25 protein-coding genes are annotated in these 25,252 nt (G+C 73.0%); 16 read left to right on the top strand and 9 right to left on the bottom strand.

Translation table 11 applies throughout. The annotated features are described in order from the left end of the window. Positions 1–26 precede the first annotated feature (26 nt). The 5 genes from LHA35_RS09825 to LHA35_RS09805 all read left to right on the top strand — a co-directional run bounded on the left by LHA35_RS09825 (position 27) and on the right by LHA35_RS09805 (position 3,052). The gene (locus LHA35_RS09825; protein WP_226607684.1) at positions 27–509 is read left to right on the top strand and encodes a YcgN family cysteine cluster protein; all 483 of its coding nucleotides are present in this window, start codon (positions 27–29) and stop codon (positions 507–509) included. A gap of 183 nt (positions 510–692) precedes the next feature. After that, positions 693–1,631 carry a dihydrodipicolinate synthase family protein gene (locus LHA35_RS09820; RefSeq protein WP_226607680.1) on the top strand — a complete coding sequence of 313 codons (939 nt, stop codon included), beginning with the start codon at positions 693–695 and terminating at the stop codon, positions 1,629–1,631. Then, positions 1,628–1,969 carry a cupin domain-containing protein gene (locus LHA35_RS09815; protein ID WP_226607678.1) on the top strand — a complete coding sequence of 114 codons (342 nt, stop codon included), beginning with the start codon at positions 1,628–1,630 and terminating at the stop codon, positions 1,967–1,969. Before LHA35_RS09820 ends, LHA35_RS09815 begins: the two co-directional genes overlap by 4 nt. 81 nt (positions 1,970–2,050) lie before the next feature. Further along, positions 2,051–2,593, top strand: a complete 543-nt coding sequence (locus tag LHA35_RS09810) for a hypothetical protein (protein ID WP_226607676.1) — start codon at positions 2,051–2,053, stop codon at positions 2,591–2,593. Between the two features lie 75 nt (positions 2,594–2,668). Next, a complete protein-coding gene (locus tag LHA35_RS09805; RefSeq protein WP_226607674.1) occupies positions 2,669–3,052 on the top strand; it encodes an OmpA family protein in 384 nt (127 codons plus the stop codon). Between the two features lie 120 nt (positions 3,053–3,172). Here the strand turns inward: LHA35_RS09805 and LHA35_RS09800 are convergent, their stop codons facing one another. Continuing rightward, entirely contained in the window at positions 3,173–3,562 is a 390-nt protein-coding gene (locus LHA35_RS09800; RefSeq protein WP_226607672.1) for a hypothetical protein, read from the bottom strand. Between the two features lie 221 nt (positions 3,563–3,783). Here LHA35_RS09800 and LHA35_RS09795 point away from each other — a divergent pair, with 221 nt between their 5' ends. Continuing rightward, positions 3,784–4,515, top strand: coding sequence for a M48 family metallopeptidase (locus LHA35_RS09795; RefSeq protein ID WP_226607669.1), 732 nt, complete (start codon positions 3,784–3,786; stop codon positions 4,513–4,515). Positions 4,516–4,776: 261 nt separating this feature from the next. Then, on the top strand, positions 4,777–5,766 hold the full coding sequence (locus tag LHA35_RS09790) for a DUF808 domain-containing protein (RefSeq protein ID WP_226607666.1): 990 nt from the start codon (positions 4,777–4,779) through the stop codon (positions 5,764–5,766). Between the two features lie 21 nt (positions 5,767–5,787). On the opposite strand, the gene trpS is transcribed toward LHA35_RS09790, so the two are convergent. Beyond that, positions 5,788–6,789, bottom strand: coding sequence for a tryptophan--tRNA ligase (gene trpS, locus LHA35_RS09785; protein WP_226607934.1), 1,002 nt, complete (start codon positions 6,787–6,789; stop codon positions 5,788–5,790). Positions 6,790–6,849: 60 nt separating this feature from the next. Then, entirely contained in the window at positions 6,850–8,409 is a 1,560-nt protein-coding gene (gene murJ / locus LHA35_RS09780; protein ID WP_226607662.1) for a murein biosynthesis integral membrane protein MurJ, read from the bottom strand. 709 nt (positions 8,410–9,118) lie between these two features. On the opposite strand from murJ, the gene LHA35_RS09775 reads away from it, so the two are divergent. Together LHA35_RS09775 and LHA35_RS09770 are read left to right on the top strand one after the other, a co-directional pair. Then, positions 9,119–11,728: a PAS domain S-box protein gene (locus LHA35_RS09775; protein WP_226607659.1), complete on the top strand. Its 2,610-nt coding sequence runs from the start codon at positions 9,119–9,121 to the stop codon at positions 11,726–11,728. Between the two features lie 184 nt (positions 11,729–11,912). Beyond that, positions 11,913–12,281 carry a hypothetical protein gene (locus tag LHA35_RS09770; protein WP_226607656.1) on the top strand — a complete coding sequence of 123 codons (369 nt, stop codon included), beginning with the start codon at positions 11,913–11,915 and terminating at the stop codon, positions 12,279–12,281. Positions 12,282–12,703: 422 nt separating this feature from the next. On the opposite strand, the gene arfB is transcribed toward LHA35_RS09770, so the two are convergent. The 3 genes from arfB to LHA35_RS09755 are packed head-to-tail and all read right to left on the bottom strand — an operon-like array spanning position 12,704 to position 15,296. Next, entirely contained in the window at positions 12,704–13,126 is a 423-nt protein-coding gene (arfB, locus tag LHA35_RS09765; protein ID WP_226607654.1) for an alternative ribosome rescue aminoacyl-tRNA hydrolase ArfB, read from the bottom strand. After that, complete coding sequence (gene eutC / locus LHA35_RS09760) at positions 13,123–13,923, bottom strand: ethanolamine ammonia-lyase subunit EutC (RefSeq protein WP_226607651.1); 801 nt, start codon at positions 13,921–13,923, stop codon at positions 13,123–13,125. The genes arfB and eutC overlap by 4 nt, the downstream gene beginning before the upstream one ends. Continuing rightward, a complete protein-coding gene (locus tag LHA35_RS09755; protein ID WP_226607923.1) occupies positions 13,920–15,296 on the bottom strand; it encodes an ethanolamine ammonia-lyase subunit EutB in 1,377 nt (458 codons plus the stop codon). The genes eutC and LHA35_RS09755 overlap by 4 nt, the downstream gene beginning before the upstream one ends. A 253-nt stretch (positions 15,297–15,549) precedes the next feature. Here LHA35_RS09755 and LHA35_RS09750 point away from each other — a divergent pair, with 253 nt between their 5' ends. From LHA35_RS09750 to LHA35_RS09730, 5 genes are all read left to right on the top strand, one after another. After that, positions 15,550–16,083 carry a thiamine pyrophosphate-binding protein gene (locus tag LHA35_RS09750; protein ID WP_226607648.1) on the top strand — a complete coding sequence of 178 codons (534 nt, stop codon included), beginning with the start codon at positions 15,550–15,552 and terminating at the stop codon, positions 16,081–16,083. A gap of 19 nt (positions 16,084–16,102) precedes the next feature. Continuing rightward, on the top strand, positions 16,103–16,714 hold the full coding sequence (locus LHA35_RS09745) for a thiamine pyrophosphate-dependent enzyme (RefSeq protein WP_226607645.1): 612 nt from the start codon (positions 16,103–16,105) through the stop codon (positions 16,712–16,714). Between the two features lie 62 nt (positions 16,715–16,776). Further along, a complete protein-coding gene (locus LHA35_RS09740) occupies positions 16,777–17,742 on the top strand; it encodes a Bug family tripartite tricarboxylate transporter substrate binding protein (RefSeq protein WP_226607642.1) in 966 nt (321 codons plus the stop codon). Between the two features lie 15 nt (positions 17,743–17,757). Continuing rightward, a complete protein-coding gene (locus LHA35_RS09735; protein ID WP_226607639.1) occupies positions 17,758–18,732 on the top strand; it encodes a hydroxyacid dehydrogenase in 975 nt (324 codons plus the stop codon). Positions 18,733–18,819: 87 nt separating this feature from the next. Then, positions 18,820–20,184: an MmgE/PrpD family protein gene (locus LHA35_RS09730; RefSeq protein WP_226607636.1), complete on the top strand. Its 1,365-nt coding sequence runs from the start codon at positions 18,820–18,822 to the stop codon at positions 20,182–20,184. 45 nt (positions 20,185–20,229) lie between these two features. Here LHA35_RS09730 and LHA35_RS09725 read toward each other — a convergent pair whose 3' ends face one another. Both LHA35_RS09725 and LHA35_RS09720 read right to left on the bottom strand, forming a co-directional pair. Continuing rightward, positions 20,230–21,141 (bottom strand): dihydrodipicolinate synthase family protein, encoded by a 912-nt coding sequence (locus LHA35_RS09725; RefSeq protein ID WP_226607633.1) that lies wholly within the window; start codon positions 21,139–21,141, stop codon positions 20,230–20,232. After that, positions 21,138–21,845, bottom strand: coding sequence for a GntR family transcriptional regulator (locus LHA35_RS09720; RefSeq protein ID WP_226607631.1), 708 nt, complete (start codon positions 21,843–21,845; stop codon positions 21,138–21,140). The genes LHA35_RS09725 and LHA35_RS09720 overlap by 4 nt, the downstream gene beginning before the upstream one ends. A gap of 107 nt (positions 21,846–21,952) precedes the next feature. Here LHA35_RS09720 and LHA35_RS09715 point away from each other — a divergent pair, with 107 nt between their 5' ends. Both LHA35_RS09715 and LHA35_RS09710 read left to right on the top strand, forming a co-directional pair. Then, entirely contained in the window at positions 21,953–22,108 is a 156-nt protein-coding gene (locus LHA35_RS09715; RefSeq protein ID WP_226607628.1) for a hypothetical protein, read from the top strand. A 390-nt stretch (positions 22,109–22,498) separates the two neighbouring features. Further along, complete coding sequence (locus LHA35_RS09710; protein ID WP_264185453.1) at positions 22,499–23,848, top strand: amidase; 1,350 nt, start codon at positions 22,499–22,501, stop codon at positions 23,846–23,848. 202 nt (positions 23,849–24,050) lie between these two features. Here LHA35_RS09710 and LHA35_RS09705 read toward each other — a convergent pair whose 3' ends face one another. After that, positions 24,051–24,899: a TauD/TfdA dioxygenase family protein gene (locus tag LHA35_RS09705; protein WP_226607623.1), complete on the bottom strand. Its 849-nt coding sequence runs from the start codon at positions 24,897–24,899 to the stop codon at positions 24,051–24,053. Positions 24,900–25,252: the final 353 nt, after the last annotated feature.

The following is a 25,252-nucleotide window of genomic DNA, read 5'->3' as shown; positions in this document are numbered from 1 at the left end:
GGGCGCCCGCGGGCTAGGGTCCGCCCGTGTCCGACAAGCCGCCCTTCTGGAAGACCAAGCCGCTCGAGGCGATGAGCCGGGCGGAGTGGGAGAGTCTCTGCGACGGCTGCGGCCGCTGCTGCCTGCACAAGCTGCGCGATGACGAGACCGATGAACTCGCCTTCACCAATGTCGCCTGCCGGCTGCTGGACATCCCGAGCTGCCGCTGCGCCGATTACGAGAACCGGCGCAGATGGGTGCCGGACTGCGTCAAGCTGACGCCGAAGCGCCTGCGGAAGATCGACTGGCTGCCGCCGACCTGTGCCTATCGCCTGATCGAGGAGGGCAAGGACCTGGCCTGGTGGCACCCGCTGGTCTCGGGCGATCCGGAGACGGTGCACAAGGCCGGCATTTCCGTCCGCGGCAAGGCGGTGCGGGAGCGCGATGCGGGCCATTTCGAGGACCATATCGTCCGCTGGCCGGGGCAGGAGCCGCGCAGCAAGCGGTCCCGCCCGCCGGAGGAGGAGTGAGCCTCCGCCCATGACGTCCTGACCTGCGGCCGCGCCGTGCAGCCAAGGCCCGGAGGGCCGCCGGCGTTCGGGGCATGACATGCGTCGGCATGTCAGGGGCCGGCAGGACGGCGCCGCCCCCGGTTGACGCCGCCACACGGCCGCGCGACGAAGGCGCGGAGAGCGGATGCGAAGGAAACGATCATGCAGGGTGCCCTCTTCGGCGGCGTGAATGCGGCGGTGCTGACGGCCATGACGCCGGACCTCGCGCCCGATCCGGACCGGATGGCGGCGCATGCGAAGTGGCTGCTGGCCAATGGCTGCAACGGCCTCGGCGTGCTCGGCACCACCGGTGAGGCCAACAGCTTCGGCCTGCATGAGCGCAAGGCGATTCTGGAAGGGCTGATCGCCCGCGGCGTCCCGGCCGCCAGCATGATGCCCGGCACCGGCTGCGCCAGCCTGACGGATACGGTGGAACTGACCCTGCATGCCAAGGCCCAGGGCTGCCGCGGCGTCCTGGTCCTGCCGCCATTCTACTACAAGGCCCCCTCCGATGACGGGCTCTTCGCCTATTTCTCCGAGGTGGTGAACCGCACGGGCGGCGGCATCGCGCTCTATCTCTACCACTTCCCGCAGCAATCGGCGGTGCCCTTCAGCCTCTCCCTCATCGAGCGGCTGCTGAAGGCCTTCCCGGGCACCATCAAGGGCGTGAAGGACAGCAGCGGCGACTACGCCAACATGAAGGCGATGGTGGACGCCTTCGCCAGGGACGGGTTCGAGGTCTATTCCGGCTCGGACGAGTTCCTGCAGAAGATCCTGGCCGAGGGCGGCGCGGGCTGCATCACCGCGGCCTCCAACGGCAACAGCCATTGGGGCGGCATCGTCTATGCCAAGCGGACGGGGCCGGAGGCCGATGCGGCCCAGGCGACGCTCACCGCGACCCGCCGCGCCGCCACCTCCGTGCCGCTGATCCCGGGGCTGCGCGAGATCATCGCCCGCTCCACCGGCGATGATGGCTGGCGCACCATCCGCCCGCCGCATCTGAAGCTGACCCAGGCCCAGGCCGATGCCGTCTGGGCCGCCTGGCAGGCGGCCGGCGCGCTGCCGCTGCCGGGCCTGGCGCCGGCCAGGGCCGCGGAATGAGCACGACCTCCGGCCTGCCGCTGGATGGCGGCCCGCTTCGCTGCCGGGAGCCGGCCACGGCCACCGTCCAGGTGGACAACGAGCATGTCCGCGTCACGCGCTGGGACTTCAACCCCGGCGCCGAGACCGGCTGGCACCGCCATGGCTGGCTCTATGTGGTGGTGCCGGTGACGGACGGGACTCTGCTGCTCGAACTGCCGGGCGGTGAGACGATGACCGCCGATCTCAAGGCCGGCCTCGCCTATTCCCGCACGGCCGGGACGGAGCACAACGTGGTCAATGCCGGGACCGCGCCGCTCTCCTTCGTCGAGACCGAGGTGAAGGCCCTGCCGGGCTGAGCCTCGCCGCATCGCCGCGCGTAACCGATTCTTGGCGAAAGCCGCGCTAGCGGAAGCCGGAACGGAAACGGGGCGGTCGGCGTGGCAGGCAGGTGGTGCGGTTGGGTGGTGGGCGCGGCGATCGGCCTGCCCGGCATGCTGGCCGGGGCCTCGGCCGCGGGTCTGGATGGCTGCTATGTCGGCGCGCTGCCCTGCGGCAGCGAGGCCCGCATGGCCCATCTGGTGGCCCGGTGCCTGGCCGATCCGGCGGCCTGCGGCAGCCTGGGCGGCCAGCGCCCCGCCGTTGTTGAACCCGGCCGGCATTCCAGCCCGGCCCGGCCCCTGCCGGCGGATGCCGCCCCGCCCCGCCGCATGGCCGGGCAGGCCCGCCGCACCGGCGATTCCTTGCCGGCCGGCGATGCGGCGGAGGCGGCGCGGGCCGCGCGCACCATAGATCGGCTGGCGCGCGCCCTGCCGATCGAGCCCTGGCTCCATGATCTCGAGGACCGGCTGCCGCCCGACCCCCTGGCGGTCGAGCGGGCGCTCGGCCTGCGCCGGCCTGTGGGCGCGGCGACGGACCTCCGGGACGGCGTGCCGGATGTGGAGCGCCTCCTGCACGCGCTCGCCCCTGGCCGGGGGAACTGAGCCATGTGGCGCGCCACCTGCCTCCCCGTGATGCTCCTCCTCGCCGCTTGCGCGGCGCAGCCGCCGGCCACGACCATGCCCGTCGCTACCCTCATGCCCGCCCAGCCTGCCCCGGCGGAGCGGCGCGTCCTCCTCTCCCTTCCTTTCCGCCTCGACAGCTATGCCCTCGCGCCCTCGGCCGCGCCGCTGCTCGACAACCTGGCGGCTGCCTTGCGCGATGAACGGCTGCGCGGCGCACGGGTCGAGGTCAACGGCCATTCCGATGCCCGGGGCCGCTTCGCCTGGAACCTCGCGCTGTCCTTCCTGCGGGCGAGCGCGGTGGTGGAGGCGCTCGCCGCGCGCGGCGCCCCGACCGCGGGAATGCGGGCACAGGGATTCGGGCCGCTCCAGCCCCTCCGGCCGGAGGACCCCTTCAGCCCCGCGAACCGGCGCGTGGAGGTCGTGGTCACCGGTCCCTGACCGGCCCCGCTGCCGAGCCTACAGCGGATTGCGTTCATATCTGAACGCCTATCCGCTGTAGGTCTTTGTTCTTGGAGCAGATTCACGCTGCGGGGCGTTCACGCCCGTCTGCGATCTGCTCTAGCGGATCGCCACGGCAGCGACCGAGAGCGGCGCGGTGAGGGTGGCCGGTGCGATGCCGCTCATCGCCGGGGCCGCCGCGATGACAGGCGTGGAGGTGACCATGGGCGTCACGGCAATGGTGGCCGGCGTCACGCTGCTCATCATCGGGGCGGGCGCGGCGAGGACGGGCGTGGAGGCGACCACGGGCATGGCGGCCACCGCCGGCGCCGCCGCGACCAAGGGTGCGGCGGCAAAGGAGGTGAAGGCGACGGTGTTGACGACCGGGGTGGCAAGGATCGCGGCTTGGCTGGTGACACCGGCCTGCGGGGCGCAGGCGGAGGCGAGGCCGGCGGCCGCCAGCGCGAGCGCCGGCAGCAGGGAACGACGGAGAGGGCGGATGGCTGGCATCGAAAGCTCCCAGGTTTTGGACACGTCTCGTTTTACGAGATTGTGGTTGATGCCTGCCTAACATCCGGCAATCTCTGCCCATCCGGCGGCACATCCTGCCGGACCGGCGCGCCGTGCCTCTGCCGCCGCCGATCACGCCTGTGCTGACACGCCCCGGCCATTCCGCAACGAGACGTGTCAAGCCGTTGAACCGGACCCCCGGGCCGCCGCATGGTGGGGGCATGGACCAGACCGAAGCGGAGACCGTCGCCCTGCCCGGCAATTCGCCCGGCGGGGCGGCAGCCGAGACCATGGCCTGCCCGGTGCGCTGGCGCCGCTCCAGCCGGGCCCGCCGGGTCAGCCTGCGGATCGACCCCCGGGCCGGGGAGGTGGTGGTCACGCTGCCCCCGCGCGCCGGCCGCCGCGCCGGCATGGCGCTGCTGACCACCCATGCCGCCTGGGTGATGGAGCGGCTGGCCGCCCTCTCCCCCCATATCCCGCTCGCCCCGGGTTCCGAATTACCGCTGGGCGGCCTGCGCCATGTGGTCCGGCACGATCCCGCGGCGCCAGCGGGCGTGACGCTCGCCGCCGGCGCGATCCTGGTCGGCGGGCCGGAGGCAGCGCTGCCCGCCCGGCTGGCCGCCTTCCTGAAGGCCGAGGCGCAGCGCCGCATCCGGGTGCTGGCCGCCGGCCATGCCGCGCTGCTCGGCGTTTCGCCCCGCGCCATCCGGCTGAAGGACACCCGCAGCCGCTGGGGCTCCTGCGCGCCGGATGGCACCCTCGCCTTCTCCTGGCGCCTGGTGATGGCCCCGGACTGGGTGCTGGACTACGTGGTGGCGCATGAGGTGGCCCACCTGAAGGAGTTGAACCACAGCCCCCGCTTCTGGGCGCATGTCGAGCGCCTGACGCCGCACCGCGACGCCGCGGTGGAATGGCTGCGGGTGAACGGCCCGGCGCTGCTGCGGGTGGGCTGAAGGCCCGCCTTCGCAAGGGGCGGCGCGCCGCCAGGGGGCCAAGGGCCGGGGCCGCCGCATCCGTCGCGCCGACCGCCTCCCTTCCAGGCATCCCTGGCCTTTGCCATTGTGCGACGGCTCCGGCCGGGGCCGCTCTGCTGTGAATGCCCGCTGCCGCTGCCGCGGCCGCAGGCTTGCAGCATGGTGCCGGCCGGGCGCCCCGTGGAACGCGGCCGCTCCTGGCCGGTTGGGAGAGCAGGGTAGCGGAACCGGGAGGGCAGCTTGGCCACGGGCCTGATCGCATTGCTGGACGATGTCGCCGCCCTGGCGAAGGTCGCGGCCGCCTCGCTCGACGATGTCGCGGCCCAGGCGGGGCGGGCCGGGGTGAAGGCGGCGGGGGTGGTGGTGGACGATGCCGCCGTGACGCCGCGCTATGTCGTGGGCTTCGCCGCCGCCCGGGAATTGCCGATCATCTGGCGGATCGCCCTCGGTTCCCTGAAGAACAAGCTGCTCTTCCTGCTGCCGGCCGCCCTCCTCCTCAGCCTGCTGGCGCCCTGGGCGATCACCCCGCTGCTGATGCTGGGCGGCGCCTTCCTCTGCTACGAGGGGGCGGAGAAGCTTTACGAGGCGCTCTGGCCCCATGCCGCGCACGAGCATGAGGCGAAGACCGGCGCCGCCCCCGAGGACCCCGTGGCCTTCGAGGAGGCGCGGATCAGCTCGGCCATCAAGACCGATTTCATCCTCTCGGCCGAGATCATGGCGCTGACCCTGGCGACGGTGCCGGAGGCCTCGCTCTGGATGCAGGCGGCGGTGCTGGCGCTGGTGGGCTTGGGCATCACCATCGCGGTCTATGCCGCCGTCGCGCTGATCGTGAAGGCGGATGATGCCGGCGTGGCGCTGGTGGCGCGCGCCCGCACCGGGGCGGTACGCGGCCTCGGCCGGCTGCTGGTGGTGGGCATGCCGGTCTTCCTCAAGCTCCTCGGCATGGTCGGGACCGTCGCCATGCTCTGGGTCGGCGGCGGGATCCTGCTGCACGGGCTGGAGGAATACGGCATCACCGGCCCCGCCCACCTGCTGCATGACGCGGCCGAGGCGGCGGGCCATGCGGTGCCGACGCTGGGTGGCGTGGTCGCCTGGCTGGTCACCGCGGCGGGCTCGGCCGTCGTCGGGCTGGTGGTGGGCGCGGCGCTGATCCCGGTGGTGGAGCATGTCGTCGCGCCGCTGGCCCGGCGGCTCCGGCCGGGCGGCGGGGCGGCGCGGCACGCCTCCTGACGGCGCGCGCGCCGCCCTGTTTCAGCGCGGCAGGAAGCCGACGATGCGCTCGGCTTCCGTGACGATCGGCTCGGCGATCGCCGCCGCCCGCTGCGCGCCCTGGCGCAGCGCCGAATCCAGCGCCGCCTGGTCGGAGAGCAGCCGCTGCATCTCCCGCTGGATGGGCGAGAGGTGATCGACCAGCGCCTCCACCAGCACCTCCTTGAAGGCGCCGAAGCCCTTGCCGCCATGCTCGCGCAGCACGTTCTCCGGCAGGGTGCCGGTCACGGCCGCGAGGATGCCGACCAGGTTGCGCGCCTCCGGCCGGCCCTCCAGGCCCGAGACATGGTCGGGCAGCGGCTCCGGGTCCGTCTTGGCGCGGCGGATCTTGAGGGCGATGGCGTCGCGGTCGTCGGTCAGGTTGATGCGCGACTGGTCGGAGGGGTCCGACTTCGACATCTTCTTGGTGCCGTCGCGCAGGCTCATGACGCGGGCGGCGACGCCCTGGATCAGCGGCTCGATCCGCGGGAAGAAGCCCGCCACGCCGTAGTCGTGGTTGAACTTCTCGGCGATGTCATTGGCCAGTTCCAGGTGCTGCTTCTGGTCGTCCCCGACCGGCACCAGCACCGCCTTGTAGGCCAGGATGTCGGCGGCCATCAGGTTCGGATAGACATAGAGGCCGCTGGACGCCGCCTCCCGGTCCTTGCCGGCCTTGTCCTTGAACTGCGTCATCCGGTTCAGCCAGCCGAGCCGGGCGACGCAGTTGAAGATCCAGGCGAGCCGCGCATGGGCATGGACATGCGACTGGACGAAGAGGATGCACTTCGCGGGATCGAGGCCGCAGGCGATCAGCGCCGCCGCCATCTCCCGCGTCTGGGTCTGCAACTCCTTCGGGTCCTGCCAGACCGTGATGGCGTGCATGTCCACCACGCAATAGATCGCGTCATGCGTATTCTGCAGCGGCACCCAGTTGCGGATGGCGCCGAGATAGTTGCCGAGGGTCGGGATGCCGGAGGGCTGGATGCCCGAGAAGACGCGCTGCATGGGGGTGGAGACCATCGCCGTGTTGAGGAGGCGGCGTGATCCCCCGGGGAGGGCGGCAGGTCAAGCGGAAGGCGCGGCGGCGGGCTTCCGCCGCCGCCGCAGCAGGTTGCGCACCTCCCGCAGCTCGACCGCGCCCAGCAGCTGCGCCGCGGCGAAATAGACCACGCCGCCCGCCCCCACCAGCACGGCCAGCGCCGCGAAGCGCAGCGGCCCGGCCACCGGGAACAGCAGCCCCTCCAGCGTCCAGATCGCGGCCCCCATCAGCGCCGCGGCCAGCAGCAGGCGGGGGATGCGCCGGCGCAGCCGCCGGTCGAGGATCAGCTGCCCCCGCCGGTTCAGCAGCCAGCCCAGCATCAAGGCGTTGAACCAGGCCGAGAGCGCGGTCGCCAGCGCCACGCCGACATGCAGCAGCCAGTGCGTCAGCACCAGATTGAGCGCGAGGTTCAGCCCGACCGCGGCGAAGCCCACCTTCACCGGCGTCGCGGTGTCCCCGCGGGCGAAGAAGCCCGGGGCATAGATCTTCACCAGCACATAGGCCGGCAGGCCGATGGCATAGGCCGAGAGCGCCGCCGCGGTGGCGCTCGCCTCGGCCGCGCCGAAGGCGCCGCGCTGGAACAGCACGGAGACGATCGGCCAGGCCGCCGCCGCCTGCCCCGCCGCCGCCGGCAGGCAGAGCAGCAGGGACATCTCCATGGCGCGGTTCATGGTGCGGTGAGCGGACAGGTGCTCCCCCGCCCGCACCTGGCGCGAGAGCAGCGGCAGCATCGCCGTGCCGACCGCGGCGCCGATGACGCCGAGCGGAAGCTGCCCGACCCGGTCGGCATAGTAGAGGTAGGAGACGGCGCCGGCCGGCAGGAAGCTGGCGATGATGACGTCGATGGCGAGGTTGAGCTGGGTGACGCCGGCGCCGATGATGCCGGGCACCATGCGCCGCAGCACCTGCCGCACCTCCGGCGCCAGGGAAGGGGGCTTGAGGAATTGCAGCGCCATCCCCGCCCGCGCGCAGGCCCAGAGGACGAGGCCGAGCTGCACCGCGCCCGAGGCCGTCACGCCCCAGGCCAGGGCATGCGCCGGCGTCGCCACATAGGGCGTCAGCACCAGCAACGCCGCCATGGAGAGCAGGTTGAAGAAGACCGGCGCCGCCGCGGCAGCGGCAAATCTGTCGAGCCCGTTCAGCACGCCGGAGACGAGGGCGGTCAGGCAGATCAGCAGCAGGTAGGGGAAGGTGATGCGCGTCAGCTCGACGGCGAGGGCGAATTTGGCCGGATCATCCGTGAAGCCCGGCGCCAGCACCGTCATCAGATGCGGCATGGTGATGATGCCGATGACGACCAGCAGCGAAAGCCAGAGCGTCATGATCGAGGCCATGCGCTCGGCAAGCTGCTGCGCGACCTTCGGCCCCTGCACGGCCAGCGTCCCGGAGAAGGCCGGGACGAAGGCGGCGTTGAAGGCGCCCTCCCCGAACAGCCGCCGGAACAGGTTGGGCAGCTTGAGGGCGACGAAGAAGGCATCCGCCATCGGCCCCGCGCCGAGTTTGGCGGCGATCAGCATGTCGCGCGCGAAGCCGAGGACGCGGCTGGCCATGGTCCAGCCGCCGACGGTGAGGACACCCTTGAGCATGCGCGCCCTCTAGCCCGGAACCGGGGCGGGGGGCCATCATCGGTTTCGGAAAGGTTGAACTGGCGTGATGCAGGGCCGGAGGATGCGCCGCGCTTCGCCGCCGCGCGGAAGGAGGGGCCGCATGGCCGCAACGACCCGACCGCTGCCGCGTGACCTTGGCGCCCGGATGGCGGCGGAGTCGCGGCCATATCGGGAGGTGATGGAGGTCTGGCGCACCGACTGCCCGCGGCTGGCGATCCGGGAGGATGCGGTGGCGGGCGGCTTCGTCACCTTCGGGCCGGGGGCGGGCCGGGCGGGCTGCGGGTCGGCGCCACTCCGTGCGGCCGGGCCCTGTTGGCAGGGCGGTGCCGGGGCGTATGATGAATTATGAATTCTTATGAACGCATGAGGTCCTGAGATCGGGGAGCGGGGAGGCTGCCGGCATGGCCGGCCGTCGGACCGGGGTGCAATGGTGCGGGACCCGCCATGACGGGGTGGCGCTGACCGGCCTTCAGGCGATCGCACCGGGCGGCGTCCGCAATGCAGACGGCCATGGCGCCTGCCAGGGCGGCCAGGGATCCTGAGGCGGTCCGGGGGCGAGGGCTGACCAGGCCAGGGCGGGTGCCCATCTCCCGGCCGCAGGCGAGCGAAGGGGCTGATCCGCCCGCGCCGGCCGAGGGCCAGTGGCGAGGGCGGTGTCCCCGAGGGACCGGAGAGCGGAGGGCGGCGCATGACGGGGGCCCTTTCACGTCACCGGACGGCGGACGGCGCCGAGCGGCGTCTTCTCGCGCTGCGCGCGAGCGGGCTGCTCGGCGCGCCGGCCGAGGAGCGCTTTGATCGCCTGACCCGCCTTGCCTGCCACCTGCTGCGGGTGCCGGTGGCCCTCGTCTCGCTCCTGGATGCCGAGCGGCAGTTCTTCCTGAGCGCCCAGGGCCTGGCCGAGCCCTGGGCCGGCCGGCGCCAGACGCCGCTGGCCTATTCCTTCTGCCGCTGGGTCGTGGAGGCCGGTCTGCCGCTCGCCGTGGCCGATGTGCGCGAGGACCCGCGCCTGGGCGACAACCCCGCCATCGAGGAACTCGGCATCGCGGCCTATATCGCCATGCCGCTCGCGCTGCCGGATGGCTGCATCATCGGCGCGCTCTGCGGGATCGACCACCGGCCGCGCGCCTGGACGGCCGCGGAGCAGGCGGCGCTCCGGGATCTCGCGGGCGCCGTGGAGGCCGAGATGGCGGCGGGCCTGCGGCAGCACGAGGCGGAGACGGCCGGCGCGGCGCTGCGCGCGAGCGAGGCGCGCTACCGCGCGCTCTTCGAGGTCTCGCCGCAGATGGTCTGGTTCACCGATGCCCAGGGCCGCTGCAGCTATGTGAACCAGTACTACATCGACTTCACCGGGCTCCCGGCGGAACAGGCGATGGGCGAGGGCTGGCTCGCGGCGGTGCATGCGGCGGACCGCGCCTCCGTGCGCGCGGCCTGGGCCGGCGCGGTGGCGAGCGAGTCCGGCTATGAGATCGAGTACCGCATCCGCCGCGGCTCCGACGGTATCCACCGCTGGTTCTTCGTCCGGGGTACGCCGCAGCGCGACCCGGATGGCCGCGTCAGGCGCTGGATCGGGGTCGGGATCGACATCGATGACCGCAGGCGCGCCGAGGACAGGCTGCACCGGCACTCGCGCAGGCTCGAACTCCTGTCGGCGGCGGCGGCCGGCCTGCTCGCCGTCAGGGACCCGGACGAGGTGCTGCAGCCGCTCTTCCGGTCGCTGGCGGCGGAGTTCGGCATCGACGTCTCCTTCAGCTTCGTCCTCGACGAGACGGGCGAAGGGCTGCGGCTCGCCTCCTGCTTCGGGGTGCCCGAGGAGGCCAGGACCGGGCTCGCCCGGCTCGCCTTCGGCCAAGCCGTCTGCGGCACGGTCGCGCAGACGCGCCGGGCCATGTACCTCACCGATGTCCAGGCCTCCGGCGACCCGAAGCTACGGCTGATCAAAGGGCACGGCATCCGCGCCTATGCCTGCTTCCCCCTCCTCTCGGCCGGGGACCGGCTGCTCGGCACGCTCTCCTTCGGCACGCGCGGGCGCGACCGCCTGTCCGAGGGCGATCTCGCCTTCCTCGGCACCATCGCCAAATACGTGGCCGTGGTGCGGGAGCGCCAGAGCGCCGAGGCGGCGCTGCGCGTGAGCGAGTCCCGGCTGCACCTCGCCCTGGCGGCAGGCCGTCTCGCCTTCTGGGAAGTCGATCTCGACACCGGCGCGGTGCTGCGCGGGCCCTCCCACGACGCGATCTTCGGCTACAGGGCCACGCTGCCCGCCTGGAGCTACGGCGCCTTCCTGGCGCATGTGCTGCCGGAGGATCGCGGGGCCGTGGAGCGCGCCTACCGCGCCGCCCTCAACGGCGAGTCCGAGGCGACCGTGGAGTGCCGCATCCGCCGTGCCGGCGACGATGCCGTCCGCTGGCTCGAGGTGCATGGCCGGGCCCACCGGGACGCCGAGGGCCGGGCGGTTCGCCTGCACGGGGTCCTGCGCGACATCACCGAGCGCAAGGAGACCGAGGCGGCCCTGCGCGCGAGCGGGGCACGGCTGCGTGAGCTGCAGGCGGAGCTGCTGCATGTGTCGCGCCTCAGCGCGGCGGGGGAGATGGCCACGGCGCTGGCGCATGAGCTGCACCAGCCGCTCACTGCCGCCACCACTGCCCTCCAGGCGGCGCGGCGGATGCTGGCCGCCTCCGCGCCCCAGGGGCCCGGGGCGATGACGGAGGTGCGGGAGGCAATGGACCTCGCGGCGGGACAGGGGCTGCGGGCGGGGCAGATCGTCCGGAGGTTGCGTGACTTCGTCGCCCATGGCGAGACCGAGAAGAGGCCGGAGCATCTGCCCAGGCTTGTCGAGGAGGCGAGCGCGCTGGCGATGGTGGGCGCCAGGGAGCGCGGCATTGCCCTGGCGCTCCGCCTCGGCCCCCGGCTGCCGCCGGTGCAGGTCGACCGGGTGCAGATCCAGCAGGTGCTGTTCAACCTCATCCGCAACGCGTTCGAGGCGATGGTCAGCGAGGTCCCGGCGAGGGGCAGGCCGGCAACGCGGTACCGGGAGTTGGTGGTGAAGGCGGCACTGGCCGGCCCCGAGACGGTCGAGGTCGCGGTGGCGGACTCCGGCCCGGGCCTGGCGCCGGAGGTCGCCGGGCGGCTGTTCGAGCCCTTCGTCTCGACCAAGCCCGACGGCATGGGCGTGGGCCTGTCGATTAGCCGCACCATCATCGAGGCGCATGGGGGGCGGCTCTGGGTGGAGGCCAATCCCGGGGGCGGCGCCGTATTCCGCTTCACCCTGCCCGCGGCACCCCCGGATGCAGAGGCCCGATAGACCTTGCGAGAAGCCGGGCGTCCGTCGCCTTGGGATGGCGATCCCGGGCGAGGTGGGGGGCACGGCTGGACCGACGCTGGATGAGGCCCGGTCCGGGGCGGGCCGGCCACTGGCGGGGGCAGGGCGCCCCTGTTTCCTGTCCCGGGCTTTTCGGCATCGCGCTGGCCTGTGGCATGCTGCCCGGATGACCGAAGCCGAACCCTCCCGCTGCATCCGCGTCCGCGCCTACCGGGAGGGCGTCCGCGACGCGGGGCGAACCTTCCGCCTGCCCGCCGATGCGGATGTCCAGGCGGCACTGAAGCGCGCCGCGCTGGCGGCTGTGCCGAAGGCCGAGGGCTGGACGCTGCGCCTCTTCTCGGTCGAGCGGACGGAAGCCGGCGAGCGCGTCGCCGCGGTCCTGGATCGTCTTGCCCGGCGCGAGATGGGCGGCCCCGACTTCGCCGCCGCGCTGGCGGCGACCCTCGACGGAGCCAGGGCGGTCCTGGCGGTCGGGGCCAGGGACGCCAAGCGCGTCGAGCGGGTGCGCTCCGCGCTCGGCGGCGACAGGCGCTGAGCGCATGGCGTCTGCGCCGGGCTGACCGGTGCCGCGCCGCCTGGGCAGCCGATCCCGGAGAGGGCGCCAGGGCATGCGGCGCACCGCCTGCCGGTCGGGACGACCTCGTCCCTGGCTTCCCGAGGCAACACCCGATGGTCCGGGCGCGACCCGGTCATTGGCCCCTGCGGCGCGGGGGCCAGCCCGCGCCGCGGCCGATGCCGCGACGCCAAGGACCGGAGGGCCGCCGGCGTTTGAGGCAGGACATGCGTCGGCATGTCCTGAGCCAGGCATCATACCGCCCCGCATAAATGCTGACGCATTTATGCGGCCTCAGTCGCCGGCGCCGCTTCGCGGCTTGGCTACGCGCCACTTGGCGCGGCGCCCGTTAGGGCGCTCAGCCGCCTTCGGCGGCTGCAGGTCAGGACTTATGCAGGCCGGTATCAGTCGGCCACGGGCTTGCCGCGCATGCGCTTCACATCGCCCCGTTTCGCCTTGCCTTCCAGCCGCCGGACCTTGGAACCGAGCGTCGGCCTGGTTGGCCGCCGCGGCGGCGGGGGCGGGATCGCGGCCTCCCGGATCAGGGCGAGGAGCCGCTCCCGCGCATCCTCCCGGTTCCGCTCCTGCGTCCGGTGGCGCTGGGCGGTGATGACCAGCACACCCTCCTTCGTCACCCGCCGGCCGCCGAGGCGCAGCAGCCGCTCCCGCACCGGCTCGGGCAGGTTCGGGCTCTGCGCCACGTCGAAGCGGAGCTGCACGGCGGTCTCCACCTTCTGGATGTTCTGCCCGCCGGCACCGGAGGCGCGCAGGAATTCCTCCCGCAGCTCGCTCTCGTCCAGGCTGATCCGGCTGGTGACCTGGATCATGCCGGCGGCAACAGGAAGGCGGTGGGCTGCTCATCCTTCAGCGCCACGCCGGTCTCGCCCAGCTGCATCGCGGCATTGGTCAGCCAGGCCAGCTTCTCCGCCGCCTGCCCGGGGGAAAGCCCGCCCGGGCGGATGTTGGAGATGCAGTTGCGCTCGGCATCCGTCCGCCCGCGCCGCGGCGCATAGGTGAGATAGAGGCCGAGGCTGTCCAGCGCGGTCAGCCCCGGCCTTTCCCCGATCAGCATGGCGACGATGGCCGCGCCCATGGCGCCGCCGATATCGTCGCCGAGCGCCACCCGCGCCTGGTCGGCGATGATGATGGGCGCGACCTCCACACCGAGGCCGCGCAGCAGCGGCAGGGCGGCGGCGATCACCGCCGGTCCCTGTGCCTGCACGCCGGTGGCGCAGAGCCCGTCCGCGACGACGAAAAGGAAGGCGCCCGGCGCGGCCGGCAGGCGGGCGCGGTCCGCTTCCCGCAGCCTGCGGCCGAGATCAGGCCGCAGCAGATAGGCCCGGCGGTCCGGCGCCTGGCTGGCGACGCGCGCCAGCGGCAGGCCGAGCGGCGCCAAGTCCGCCTCCAGCGCCGCATGGTCCAGGCCGGAATGCACGGCGTCCCGCGCCCGCGCATGCGCTTCCTGGAAGTCGAGATGCGCCGCGGTCGGCAAGCCGTTGCCGACGCGCCCGAGCGCGACACGGGCGGCGGTGAAGCGTCGCAACTCGGTCCAGCGCGCCGGCGCGGCGGCAGGGGTGGGCGGCCCGGCCCCGTCTCCGCCCGGCGGCGCGGGTGGCACGGTCACGAGAGGCCCACCAGCGCCGGCGCCATCCGCCCCGGCAGCTCGCCCGCGCCGCTTGCCGCCTCGATGCCCATCCGCTCCATCCAGGCCTCGAATTCCGGCGCCGGCCGCTTGCCCAGCGCCGCCCGCAGATAGAGGCCATCATGGAAGCTGGTGGACTGGTAGGCCAGCATCACGTCATCCGCCCCCGGCACGCCCATGATGTAGGTGACGCCGGCGACGCCGAGCAGGGTCAGCAGCGCGTCCATGTCGTCCTGGTCGGCCTCGGCATGGTTGGTGTAGCAGACATCCACCCCCATCGGCAGGCCGAGCAGCTTGCCGCAGAAATGATCCTCGAGCCCCGCCCGGGTGATCTGCTTGCCGTCGAACAGGTATTCCGGCCCGATGAAGCCGACGACCGAATTCACCAGCAGGGGCTGGAATTCCCGCGCCACGGCATAGGCCCGCGCCTCGATGGTCTGCTGGTCGCAGCCGTGATGCGCCTCGGCCGAAAGGGCGCTGCCCTGGCCGGTCTCGAAATACATGACGTTGTCGCCGATGCTCCCGCGCCGGAGGGAGAGGGCGCCCTCCCGCGCCTCCCGCAACAGGGCGAGGCTGACGCCGAAGCTGCGGTTCACCCCCTCGGTCCCGCCGATCGACTGGAACACCAGATCGACCGGCGCGCCGCGCTCGATCGCCAGCAGGCTGGTGGTGACATGCGCCAGCACGCAGGACTGGGTCGGGATGGCGTAGCGGTCCCGCACGGCGTCCAGCAGCTCCAGCAGGCGGATGGTGTTGTCGATGTTGTCGGTCGCCGGGTTCACGCCGATCACGGCATCCCCCGCGCCCAGCAGCAGCCCGTCCAGGATCGCGGCGGCGACGCCGCGCGGGTCGTCCACCGGGTCGTTGGGCTGCAGCCGGATGGAGAGCCGCCCGGGCAGGCCGATGGTGTTGCGGAAGCGGGTGGTGACCCGGCACTTCGCGGCAATCGCCACCAGGTCCTGCAGCCGGCAGATCTTGCTGACCGCTGCCGCCATCTCCGGCGTCAGGCCGGGCGCCAGCGCCGCCAGCGCCTCGGAGGTCGCGGCGTCCCCTAGCAGCCAGTCGCGCAGGCCGCCCACGGTGAGGTGCGCGACAGGAGCGAAGGCGGCGGCATCATGCCGGTCCTGGATCAGCCGGGTGACCTCGTCCGCCTCATAGGGGACCACCGCTTCCGCCAGGAAATGCCGCAGCGGCAGCTCGGCCAGCGCCCGCTGCGCCGCCACCCGTTCCAGCGCCGTCTCCGCCGCCACCCCGGCCAGCACATCGCCCGAGCGCAAGGGCGTCGCCCGCGCCAGCAGGGTCCGGAGGTCCGGGAAGACGTAGCGCGTGCCGCCCACCGCCTGCACGAAGGCCATGGTCACAACCCCATATCCGGCGCGCCGGTGCGGCCGCCGCCCCGGGGCGGGGCGGCGGGATCGGGCCGCGCCCCTGGGGTCTAGCAAGCCCCGGGCCGGTCTTGCCAGCCGGCGCCTCCCGCGGGATGGTGCGGCCAGAGCGGATTGCGCCGGGGCGCCCAGGCCCCGGCAGAGTCCGCGCTGCGAAATGCCCGGCCGCGGCGCTGCCCTTCCTGCCTGGAGGACGGCGCCGCGCGCCGATGAGGGGAAACGCATGCAGAGCGCGACAGACGCGGCCACGGACTGGCCGGACCAGATCTATGCCCTGTTGAAGGAGCACGGCATCCGCCAGGTCGCCCTGGTGCCGGATGCCGGGCATTCCCGCCTGATCAAGCGGTGCCTGGCCGACAACGACATGAAGGTGGTGACGCTGACCACCGAGGAGGAGGGCATCGCCATGCTCTTCGGCGCCTGGCTGGGCGGCGAGAAGGGCGTGCTGCTGATGCAGTCCTCGGGCGTCGGCAACTGCATCAACATGCTCTCGGTGCCGATCGCGCATCGCACGCCCTGCCCGATGCTCGTGACCATGCGGGGCGACTATGGCGAGTTCAACCCCTTCCAGGTGCCGATGGGCAACGCCACCCAGGCGGTGCTGGAGGCGATGGGCACGCTGGTCAAGCGCGCCGACACGCCGGAGGACGTGGCCCCCACGGTCAACGCCACCCTGCGCCTCGCCTTCAACACCTACCGCCCGACCGCGACGCTGATCGGCCAGCGCGTGCTCGGCGCCAAGACGTTCGGAAAGTGAGGGGCGGGAAGTGATCGCCATGGCGAAGATCGAACGCGCCGCCAGCGGGCGGCTGGAGCGGCGGTCCGTGGTGCGGGCGCTGCTCGAGGACCGGGGCGAGATGCTGGTCATCGGCGGCCTCGGCGCCCCGGCCTGGGACATCACCGCGGCGGGGGACGACCCGCGCAACCTGCCGCTCTGGGGCGGCATGGGTGGCGCGGCCGTCATGGGCCTCGGCCTGGCGCTGGCGCAGCCTTCGCGCCCGGTGCTGGTCATCACCGGCGATGGCGAGATGCTGATGGGCATCGGCAGCTTGGCCACTATCGCCACCAAGCAGCCGCGCAACCTCTCCGTCGTCGTGCTGGACAACGAGCATTACGGCGAGACCGGCATGCAGGAGACGGCGACGCGCCACGGCGTGGACCTGGCCGGCATGGCCCGGGCCGCCGGCATCGCCGACAGCCGGCGGGTGGAGACCGAGGCGGAGGTGCTGGCGCTGCGCGAGGCCATCCGCGCCGGCCAGGGCCCGCTCTTCGCCCAGGTGAAGATCGACGCGGCGACCCTGCCGCTGGTGCTGCCGCCGCGCGAGGCCTCCATCCTGCAGGCCCGCATGCGCGAGGCCATCCTGGGCCCGGCGGCGCATCTGCAATAGGCCGCCCGCCTGGCCGGCGAACCCCCCGCGTCAGACAGGGGGGAGGGAAGGGAGGGGAAAGGATGCGGCGTCGCCTCGTGCTCGGCTCCATCGCAGGGCTCCTCCTGGCGCGCGCCGCCCGCGCCCAGGGCTGGGCGCCCGAACGGCCGCTCCGCCTTGTCGTCCCCTTCGCCGCCGGCGGCAGCACCGATGTCACGGCGCGGCTGGTGGCGCAGGCGCTGGGCGACCGGCTCGGCCAGCCGGTGGTGGTGGAGAACCGGCCGGGCGCCGGCGGCAATATCGGGGCCGAGGCGGTGGTGCGCGCCGCGCCGGACGGCCACACGCTGCTGATGGGCGTCAGCGGCATCCTCGCCGCCAACCGCGCGCTCTACCGCAGCCTGCCCTTCGACACGCTGCGCGACTTCGCGCCCATCTCCCAGGTCGCGGTCATCCCCAACCTGATCGTGGTGCACCCGGACCTGCCGGCGCGCGACATCGCGGGGCTGATCGACCATGCGAAGCGCAACCCGGGCAAGGTCTTCTACGGCAGCGCCGGCTCGGGCACCTCCCTGCACCTGGCCGCCGCGCTGTTCGCCGCGCGGGCGGGGGTGGAGATGGTGCATGTGCCCTACCGGGGCGGCGCGCCGGCGGCGACCGACCTGATCGCCGGCAAGATCCAGATGCTCGCCTCCCCCATGGTCGAGGTGATCGGCGCGGTGCGGGCCGGGCAGTTGCGGCCGCTGGCGGTGACGACCGCGAAGCGCTCCGCCCTGCTGCCGGAGGTGCCGACGGTCGGGGAGACGCTGCCGGGCTTCGAGATCCCGCTCTGGAACGGCATCCTCGCCCCGGCCGGCACGCCGCCGGAGGCCATCGCGCGGCTCTCCGCCGAGATCCGGGCGGCGCTGCAGAGCGAGGAATTGCGCCGGCGGCTGCTGGAGCAGGGGAGCGAGCCGCTGCCGAGCCGCCCCGAGGAATTCGCCGACTACCTCCGCGCCGAGATCCCGCGCTGGGCGGAGATCGTCCGCATCTCCGGCGCCACCGCCGACTAGCAAGGAACCAACCGAATGCCCCATGTCGTCTGCCTCCGCTCCGTCCATGAGGAGGCGCTGGAGAAGCTGCGGAGCGCGCCCGGCGTGACGGTGGAGGTGCTGGACCCGGTGAATGCCGAGACCATCGCCGCCGCCATGCCGAAGGCCGAGGCGGTGATCGTCCGCGCGACGCGGATCGACCGTGACTTCCTGAAGCATGCGCCGAACCTGCGCATCGTCGCCCGCCATGGCGTCGGCTACGACGCGGTGGACGTGCCGGCGCTGACCGAGCGCGGCATCCCGCTGACCGTGACGCCGGATGCGAACGCCGTCTCCGTCGCCGAGCATGCGATGATGCTGATGCTGAACATCGCCCGCGGAACGGCGCAGTACGACGCCAAGCTGCGCGCCCTGACCTGGATCACCCCGCCGGTGCCGCATACCTTCGACCTGGCGGGCAGCACCGTGATGGTGATGGGCTTCGGCCGCATTGGCGGGCGCGTCGCGCGGCTCTGCGCCGCCTTCGGGATGAACGTCCTGGTGCGCGACCCCTATGTGCCGCAGAACACCATCAAGGGCGCCGGCTTCACGCCCGTGAAGGACCTGCAGGCGGCGCTGGCCGAGGCCGATATCGTCACCATCCACCTGCCGAGCAGCGCCGAAACGCGCGGCATGATCAACGGAGAGTTCATCGCCGGCATGAAGCGTGGCGCGGTGCTGATCAACACCGCCCGCGGCACGCTGGTGGAGGAGAAGGCGCTGGCCGGCGCGCTGACCAGCGGACACCTGGCCGCGGCGGGCCTTGACGTGTTCTGGGAGGAGCCGGTGACGGCGGACAACCCGCTGCTCAGGCTGCCCAATGTGGTGCTGACGCCGCATTCCGCGGCCGCCACCGAGCAGTCCTTCCGGCGCATGGGCCTCTCCTGCGCCGACAGCATCCTGGCCTGTTTCGGGAACCGGCTGGACGAGGATGTGGTGATCAACAAGGAGGTGCTGCGCGGCAACGCGTAGCCCCATCCGGTCACGCAGGGGTTGGCGGCACTGCCGCCAACGGGCCCGGAGCGTGCACCGGATGGGCAGCAACAAGGGAGAGCCCGCATGGTGGACAACCCGCTTCCCACGCTTGCCGAGCATGCCGCCGCCTGGCGCTCGCGCCCGCTGCCGGCCGAGGTCGCCCACCATGCCCGGCGGGCGCTGATCGACTGGTTCGCGGCGCTGCTGCCCGGCCTCTCCAAGCCGCCCGCGACCCTGCTGGCCGCGGCCATGGCCGCCGAGCGGGGGCCGGGCCGGTCCATCTGCTACGTGGATGGCCAGCCGGGCCCGCTGCGGCATGCCGCGCTGCTGAACGCGACGGCCAGCCATACGGTGGAGTTCGACGACATCTTCCGCGATGCCGGCTACCACCCGGGCTGCCCGACCATCGCGCCGGCGCTGGCCGCCGTGCAGCAGCAGGGCGGGACGATGGAGGACCTGCTGCGCGCCATCACCGCGGGCTACGAGGTCTCCTGCCGCATCGGCATGGCGGTGCAGCCGAGCCACTACAGGAACTGGCACACCACCGGCACGGTCGGGACCTTCGGCGCCGCCGTCGCCACCGCGGTCGCGCTAGGCTGCGACGCGGAGAAGATCGGCCACGCCATCGCCACCGCCGCGACCTTCGCCGGCGGCTTGCAGCAGGCCTTCCTGTCGGATTCCATGTCGAAGCCCCTGCATCCCGGCCATGCCGCGGATGCCGGCGCACTGGCGGCGATCGGCGCCGCGGCCGGCGTCACCGGCGCGCTGGATGCGCTGCACGGGCCGAAGGGCTTCGCGGCGGCGACCAGCGAGGATACCGGCAAGTGGGACAAGGCGCTGGCCGATCTCGGCACGCGCGTCTGCATCACCGAGATGACCTTCAAGAACCACGGCTGCTGCGGCCATATCTTCGCTGCCCTCGATGCCGTGCGCGACCTGCAGCGGGAGCACGGCTTCACGGCCGAGGACGTGGCGAGGATCCATGTCGGCGGCTATGGCCCGACCAAGAGCATCTGCGACCGCCCCAGCATCACGACGGAGCAGGAGGCCCGCTTCTCCGTCCAGTTCACCATGGGCGCGCTGCTGGTCCTCGGCGGCGTGCGCATCGCCGCCTTCGCGCCGGAGAACCTGCAGAACCCCAACATCCGCGCCATCATGCCGAAGGTGACGGTGGAACTCGACCCGGAGCTGGCGGATGCCTATCCGGCGAAGCGCGCCGCCAAGGTCCGGGTGGCGCTGGCGGATGGGCGGGAGCTCTACCGCTTCCAGCCGACGCGCAAGGGCGACCCGGACGCGCCGCTCTCGGATGCCGAGCTGTCGGAGAAGTTCCGCGAGCTCTGCGCGCCCGTCATCGGCGCCGGCCCGGCGGAGGCGCTGCTGGAGAGCCTCTGGACCGGCGAGGCCGTGCCCGGCGCCCTGCCCGCTGCGGTGCGGCAGGCGGCGGAATAGGCGCCACGCCTCCGGGCCAGCCGCCCGGGGGCGCGATGCCGCCGGCTACCGCGCCAGCATCCCCCAGCCGGCCAGCAGATCCCGCAGCGCGGCGGCGGAGCCAGGCGGCAGCGGCCAGGCGGCCGGCGGGCGCGCCGCGCCGACATCCATGCCGGAGAGCGCCAGCGCCGCCTTCACCACGGCGACATTCGCGCCGTTCTGCTCCTCCGCCCGCAGCGCCTCGAAGGCGTGGATCGCGGCGATCCCGGCATTGGCCGCGGCGAAGTCGCCGGCCCGCAGCGCCCGCAGGATCGCCACCGACTTCTCCGGCACGACATTGATGACGCCGGAGGTGAAGCCCTGCGCGCCGAGCGCGGTCATCGGCGGCGCCCAGGGTTCGGCGAGGCCGCAGATGAAGGAGACGTCCGGCCCCGCGCGGCGGATCGCCTGGGCCAGCACCATGACGTTCGGCGTCGCCCATTTCACGCCGACCACACCGGGGATCCTCGTCAGCGCCTCGATCGCCGGCAGGCCGATGCCGTCATTGCGCAGGTACAGCACCACCGGCAGGCCCGCGGCCTCGGCGACCTTCGAGACATAGGCGACCACGCCGCGCGGCGCGACGAAGGGGTCGGGCGGCTGGTGCACCATGATGGCATCCGCCCCGTCCGCCCGGGCGCGGCGGGCCAGGGCGCAGGCCTCGGCCAGGCTGCGGCCGATGCCGGCCACCACCGCGGTGCGGCCGGCGATGAGCGCCGGCACCTCGGCCTGCATCCGCTCCGCCTCGGCGAAGGAGAGGCCATAGAACTCCCCGGTATTGCCGTTGACCGTCAGCGTATCCACCCCTGCCTCGGCGGCGCGGGCGATGATGGGCGAGAGCCGCTGCGGGACGATCCGGTCCTCGGCATCCATGGGCGTCACCAGGATGCCGGAAATGCCGGTCAGCGCCGCGCGCAGGCGGTCGGGGGGCAGGGTCATGGCGTGGGCGTCCTTTCCGGGGCAGGGGGAAGCAGGCCGCCGATCTCCAGCGAACGCAGCACATGCGCGCGCATCCGGGTCTCGGCCAGGTCGGGGTCGCGCGCCTCCAGGGCGGCGAGGATGCCGGCATGCTCCTCGAGCGCGCGCGGCAATTCCTGCGGCGTGCTGTTCAGGGCGCGGGCGCGCCCGAAATGGTCAAAGGCGCGCAGCGCGGCGAGGGAGCGGATCAGGAAGGCATTCTCCGTCGCCGCATGGATCAGGGCGTGGAAGCGCTCATTGGCCTCAGAGATCTGCTCGGGCCGGCCGGCCGCCGTGGCCTCCCGCATGGCCTGCAACTGGGCCGCCAGCGCCGCCAGCGCCTCCGCCGCGGCGCGCCGCGCCGCGATCCCGGCGGCGGCGCCTTCCAGCGCGGCGCGGATGCGGCCCATTTCGGCCTGCCGTTCCGGGCCGAATTCCGCCACCACCGTGCCGCGCCGCGGCAGGGTGATGACCATGCCGTCCTGCTCCAGCCGCCGCAGCGCCTCCCGCACCGGCTGGGCGGAGATGCCGAGGGAGGCAGCCAGGCTGCGTTCCGAGAGGCGGCTGCCGGCGGGCAGGACGCCCTGGACGATCGCATCGCGCAGCCGGCGGTAGGCCCGCTCGGCCAGCGACAGCATGTCCTCCTCGGCAAGCCTGGCGACCGGATGCAGTGCGGCGATGCTCATGAGGCTGCTATAGCAGATGGCAGAACGGATGAACACCGCGCTATCGGTGGAACAAGCCCGGCCGCCCCGCATTCGCCCGGTAGAACCACTGCGGGGGAACAGGCGCGATGAGCGACGAAGGGCCGGGCACGCCGCCCGAGACCGAGGAGGAGGAGGGCATCATGCTGCTGGAAGGCTGGATGTTCGGCGCGCTGATGTACCCGGCGGCGGTCGAGCGCATCCGGCAGTTCCCGCCCGCCAACGACGACGAGGCCGGCCAGTAATACCAGCGGCATGAATATCCCATTCATGCCGAGCGCCCGGACGGGCGCCGCCGCCTGCACGGCCTAGCCAAGGTTTGCGGAGCAAACCGCCCGGCGACGGGTTCCCATCGCAGCGTGCTGCGATGGGGCCCGGATGAGAGGCCGTTGATGGGTTACCATCAACGGCCGTCAGTATAAGCCGCAGGGCAGGGGCCAGGGCCTCCACCTGACCCGCCGGCGATCCCGCCCGCCATCCCTGCCAGGTCACGCCCGCCCGGACGACGGAGAGGCCGGCAGCTGCGGCACCCCCGACGAGAGGCCGGGCAGGCGGGTCTTCCGCGACGGCCCATGCGGGGCGGCAGCCGGGCGCCGCCCCTTGCCGAGGCCGCGCGTCCCGGCCAGCATCGGCGCATGCAGCACATTGCCGACGCCACCGCCGCCCTCGCCGCCGGCCGCATCTCCGCCGCCAGCCTGGTCGATGCCGCGCTGGACCGCATCGCCGATCCTGCCGGCGAGGGCGCCCGCGCCTTCATCGCGGTGCATGCCGAAGCCGCGCGCGCGCAAGCCCGCGCCATGGACGCGCTGCGCCATGCCGGCCGAGCCCCCAGCCCCTGGGCCGGCATCCCCGTCACGGTGAAGGACCTGTTCGACGAGCACGGCCATCCCACGCCGGCCGGCTCCGCCGTGCTGAAGGACTCCCCGCCGGCCAGGACCGACGCGCCGGTGGTGGCGCGGCTGAAGCGCATGGGCTTCGTCGTCATCGGCCGGACCAACATGACCGAATTCGCCTTCAGCGGCCTCGGCGTGAACCCGCATTACGGAACGCCGCGCAGCCCCTGGGACCGGAAGACCGGGCGGCTGCCGGGCGGCTCCTCCTCCGGCGCCGGGGTCGCGGCCGCCGACCATATGGGCTTCGGCGGCCTCGGGACGGATACCGGCGGCTCCTGCCGCGTGCCGGCGGCGCTGTGCGGCGTGGTCGGCTACAAGCCGACGGCGCGGCGCGTGCCCATCACCGGCGTGCTGCCGCTCGCCCCCTCGCTCGATTCGGTCGGCCCGCTGGCCCGCAGCACCGCCTGCTGCGCCCTGCTGGATGCGGTGATCAGCGGGGAGGAGGATCCGCAGCCCCTGCCGCAGCGCGGCGTCGCCGGCCTCCGCCTCGGCCTGCCGCGTGGCACCTTCCTGACGGACGACATGGACGCGACCGTCGCCAATGCCTTCCAGCGCGCCCTGGCGCGGCTTTCAGCGGCCGGCGCGCGGATCGAGCTCTTCGACATTCCGGAACTGGCCGAACTGCCGGCGGTGAACGCCATGGGCGGCTTCGCGGCCAGCGAGGCCTGGGCCTGGCACCGCGGCCTGATCGCGGAGAAAGCGGCGGGCTACGATCCGCGCATCCTGGCCCGCATCCGCCGCGGGGAGCGCATGTCGGCCGCCGACTATATCGACCTGGTCAATCACCGCGCCCGGCTGATCGCCGCCATCGCGCGGCGCACGGCGCCCTTCGACGCGGTGGTGACGCCGACCTGCCCCATCATCCCGCCGGCCCTGGCCGAGGTGGAGGAGGAGGCCGAGTACAACCGCATCAACCTGCTGCTTCTGCGCAACACCGCGGTCGGCAATTTCCTCGACCGCTGCAGCATCAGCCTGCCCATCCACCGCCCGGGCGAAGCGCCGGTCGGGATGATGCTGACCGGCGAGACCATGGCGGATGCCGCGCTGTTCTCCACGGCGGCGGCGGTGGAGGCGGCGCTCGCGGAGCGCTGAACCCGGGCCGGGTGCCTTCGCGGGGCGCCCCGGCCCCGATCCGGTCAGGGCCGGCGTCGTAACGGCCCTGCGGGCCCTGCCTGCGCCGCATGGGCCGTGGGCCGCCGCGCCCTCGGACGGCTGGCCCCGGCCGCAGGCCAGGGCTCAACAGCGGGGTATCACCCAGGGATCGGCCAGGCGGTGCCGCGGAAGCGGCGGCGGCTCAGCGCGGCACATCCCCCGCCAGCGTCACCCGGTGCATCACCCGGCGGTGGCCGTGATAGTCGTTCACCGGGTTGTGCAGCACGCAGCGATTATCCCAGAAGGCGAGCGCACCCGGCGTCCAGCTGAAGCGACAGGTGAATTCGGGCCGGACCTGGTGCTGGTACAGGTATTCCAGCAAGGGGGTGCTCTCCGCCACCGTCATCCCGGCGAAGCGCAGCGTGTGGCCGCCATTCACATAGAGCGCCTTGCGCCCGGTTTCCGGATGCGTCCGCACCACAGGGTGCTCGACCTCATAGACCTTCTTCGCGTCGTCGCGCGCATTGTCCTTCAGCCGGTCCTCGCGCGTCCTGGTCACGTCCGCCTTGGCGCTGCTGTTCACCGCCCGCAGCGGGTCCAGCAGGCGCTGCATGCCGGCCGACAAGGTCTCGTAAGCCATGGTGCCGCTGGCGAAGAGCGTGTCGCCGCCGAAGGGCGGCACCTCCCGCGCGATCAGCATGGTCGCCATGGGCGGGCGGTCCAGATAGGCGGTGTCACTGTGCCAGAGGCCGCCGAAATTCACGGTCTCATGCTCCAGCTTCACCACCGGGATCACCTCCGGCGCCTCCGGCAGGCCCTTCACGAAGGGGTACTCCACTACTTCCCCGAAGCGGCGGGCGAAGGCGGCCAGCGCCGGCGCGTCCAGGTGCTGCTGGTCGCGGAAGAAGACCACGCCATGCTCCAGCCAGATGGCGCGGAGCTGCGCGATCACCGCCTCCGGCAGATCGGGCGAGAGGGTGATGCCGCCGATCTCGGCGCCGATCGCGCCGGCCAGGCGCCTGACCGTCAGCGGCCGCGTGCTGCCGTCCATGTCCCGTTTCCTCCGGTATTCCATAGCCGTAATGAGAGCGGGCAGCGGCCGGAACCGGACGCCATCCCACCGCGGTTCTCCTGTGCGGAGCCGGATCACACTTCCGTGCGCCTGGCCCGGGGCTGCAACCCGCTCCAACGCCCGTCATCGGCGCAGATGCACGCCACTGGGCGTTTTCGCCCCACGACGATCTGCTCTAGCCGCCAGCTCCGTGGGCGACAACGGATGCCTGCGGGTCGCGTCCCTGGTGGTGGTGTAGGAGGGACAGAGCCCGGGGCGCGTAGCGAAGCCCCATGGCTGAGCGGAGCGGAGCGCCCCGGGCGGCCACCGCGGTGATCCTCGGTAGGGTTGGG

The organism is Roseicella aerolata (assembly GCF_020523605.1).
GTDB lineage: Bacteria > Pseudomonadota > Alphaproteobacteria > Acetobacterales > Acetobacteraceae > Paracraurococcus > Paracraurococcus aerolatus.
This window is presented reverse-complemented; position numbering and strand designations above follow the sequence as displayed.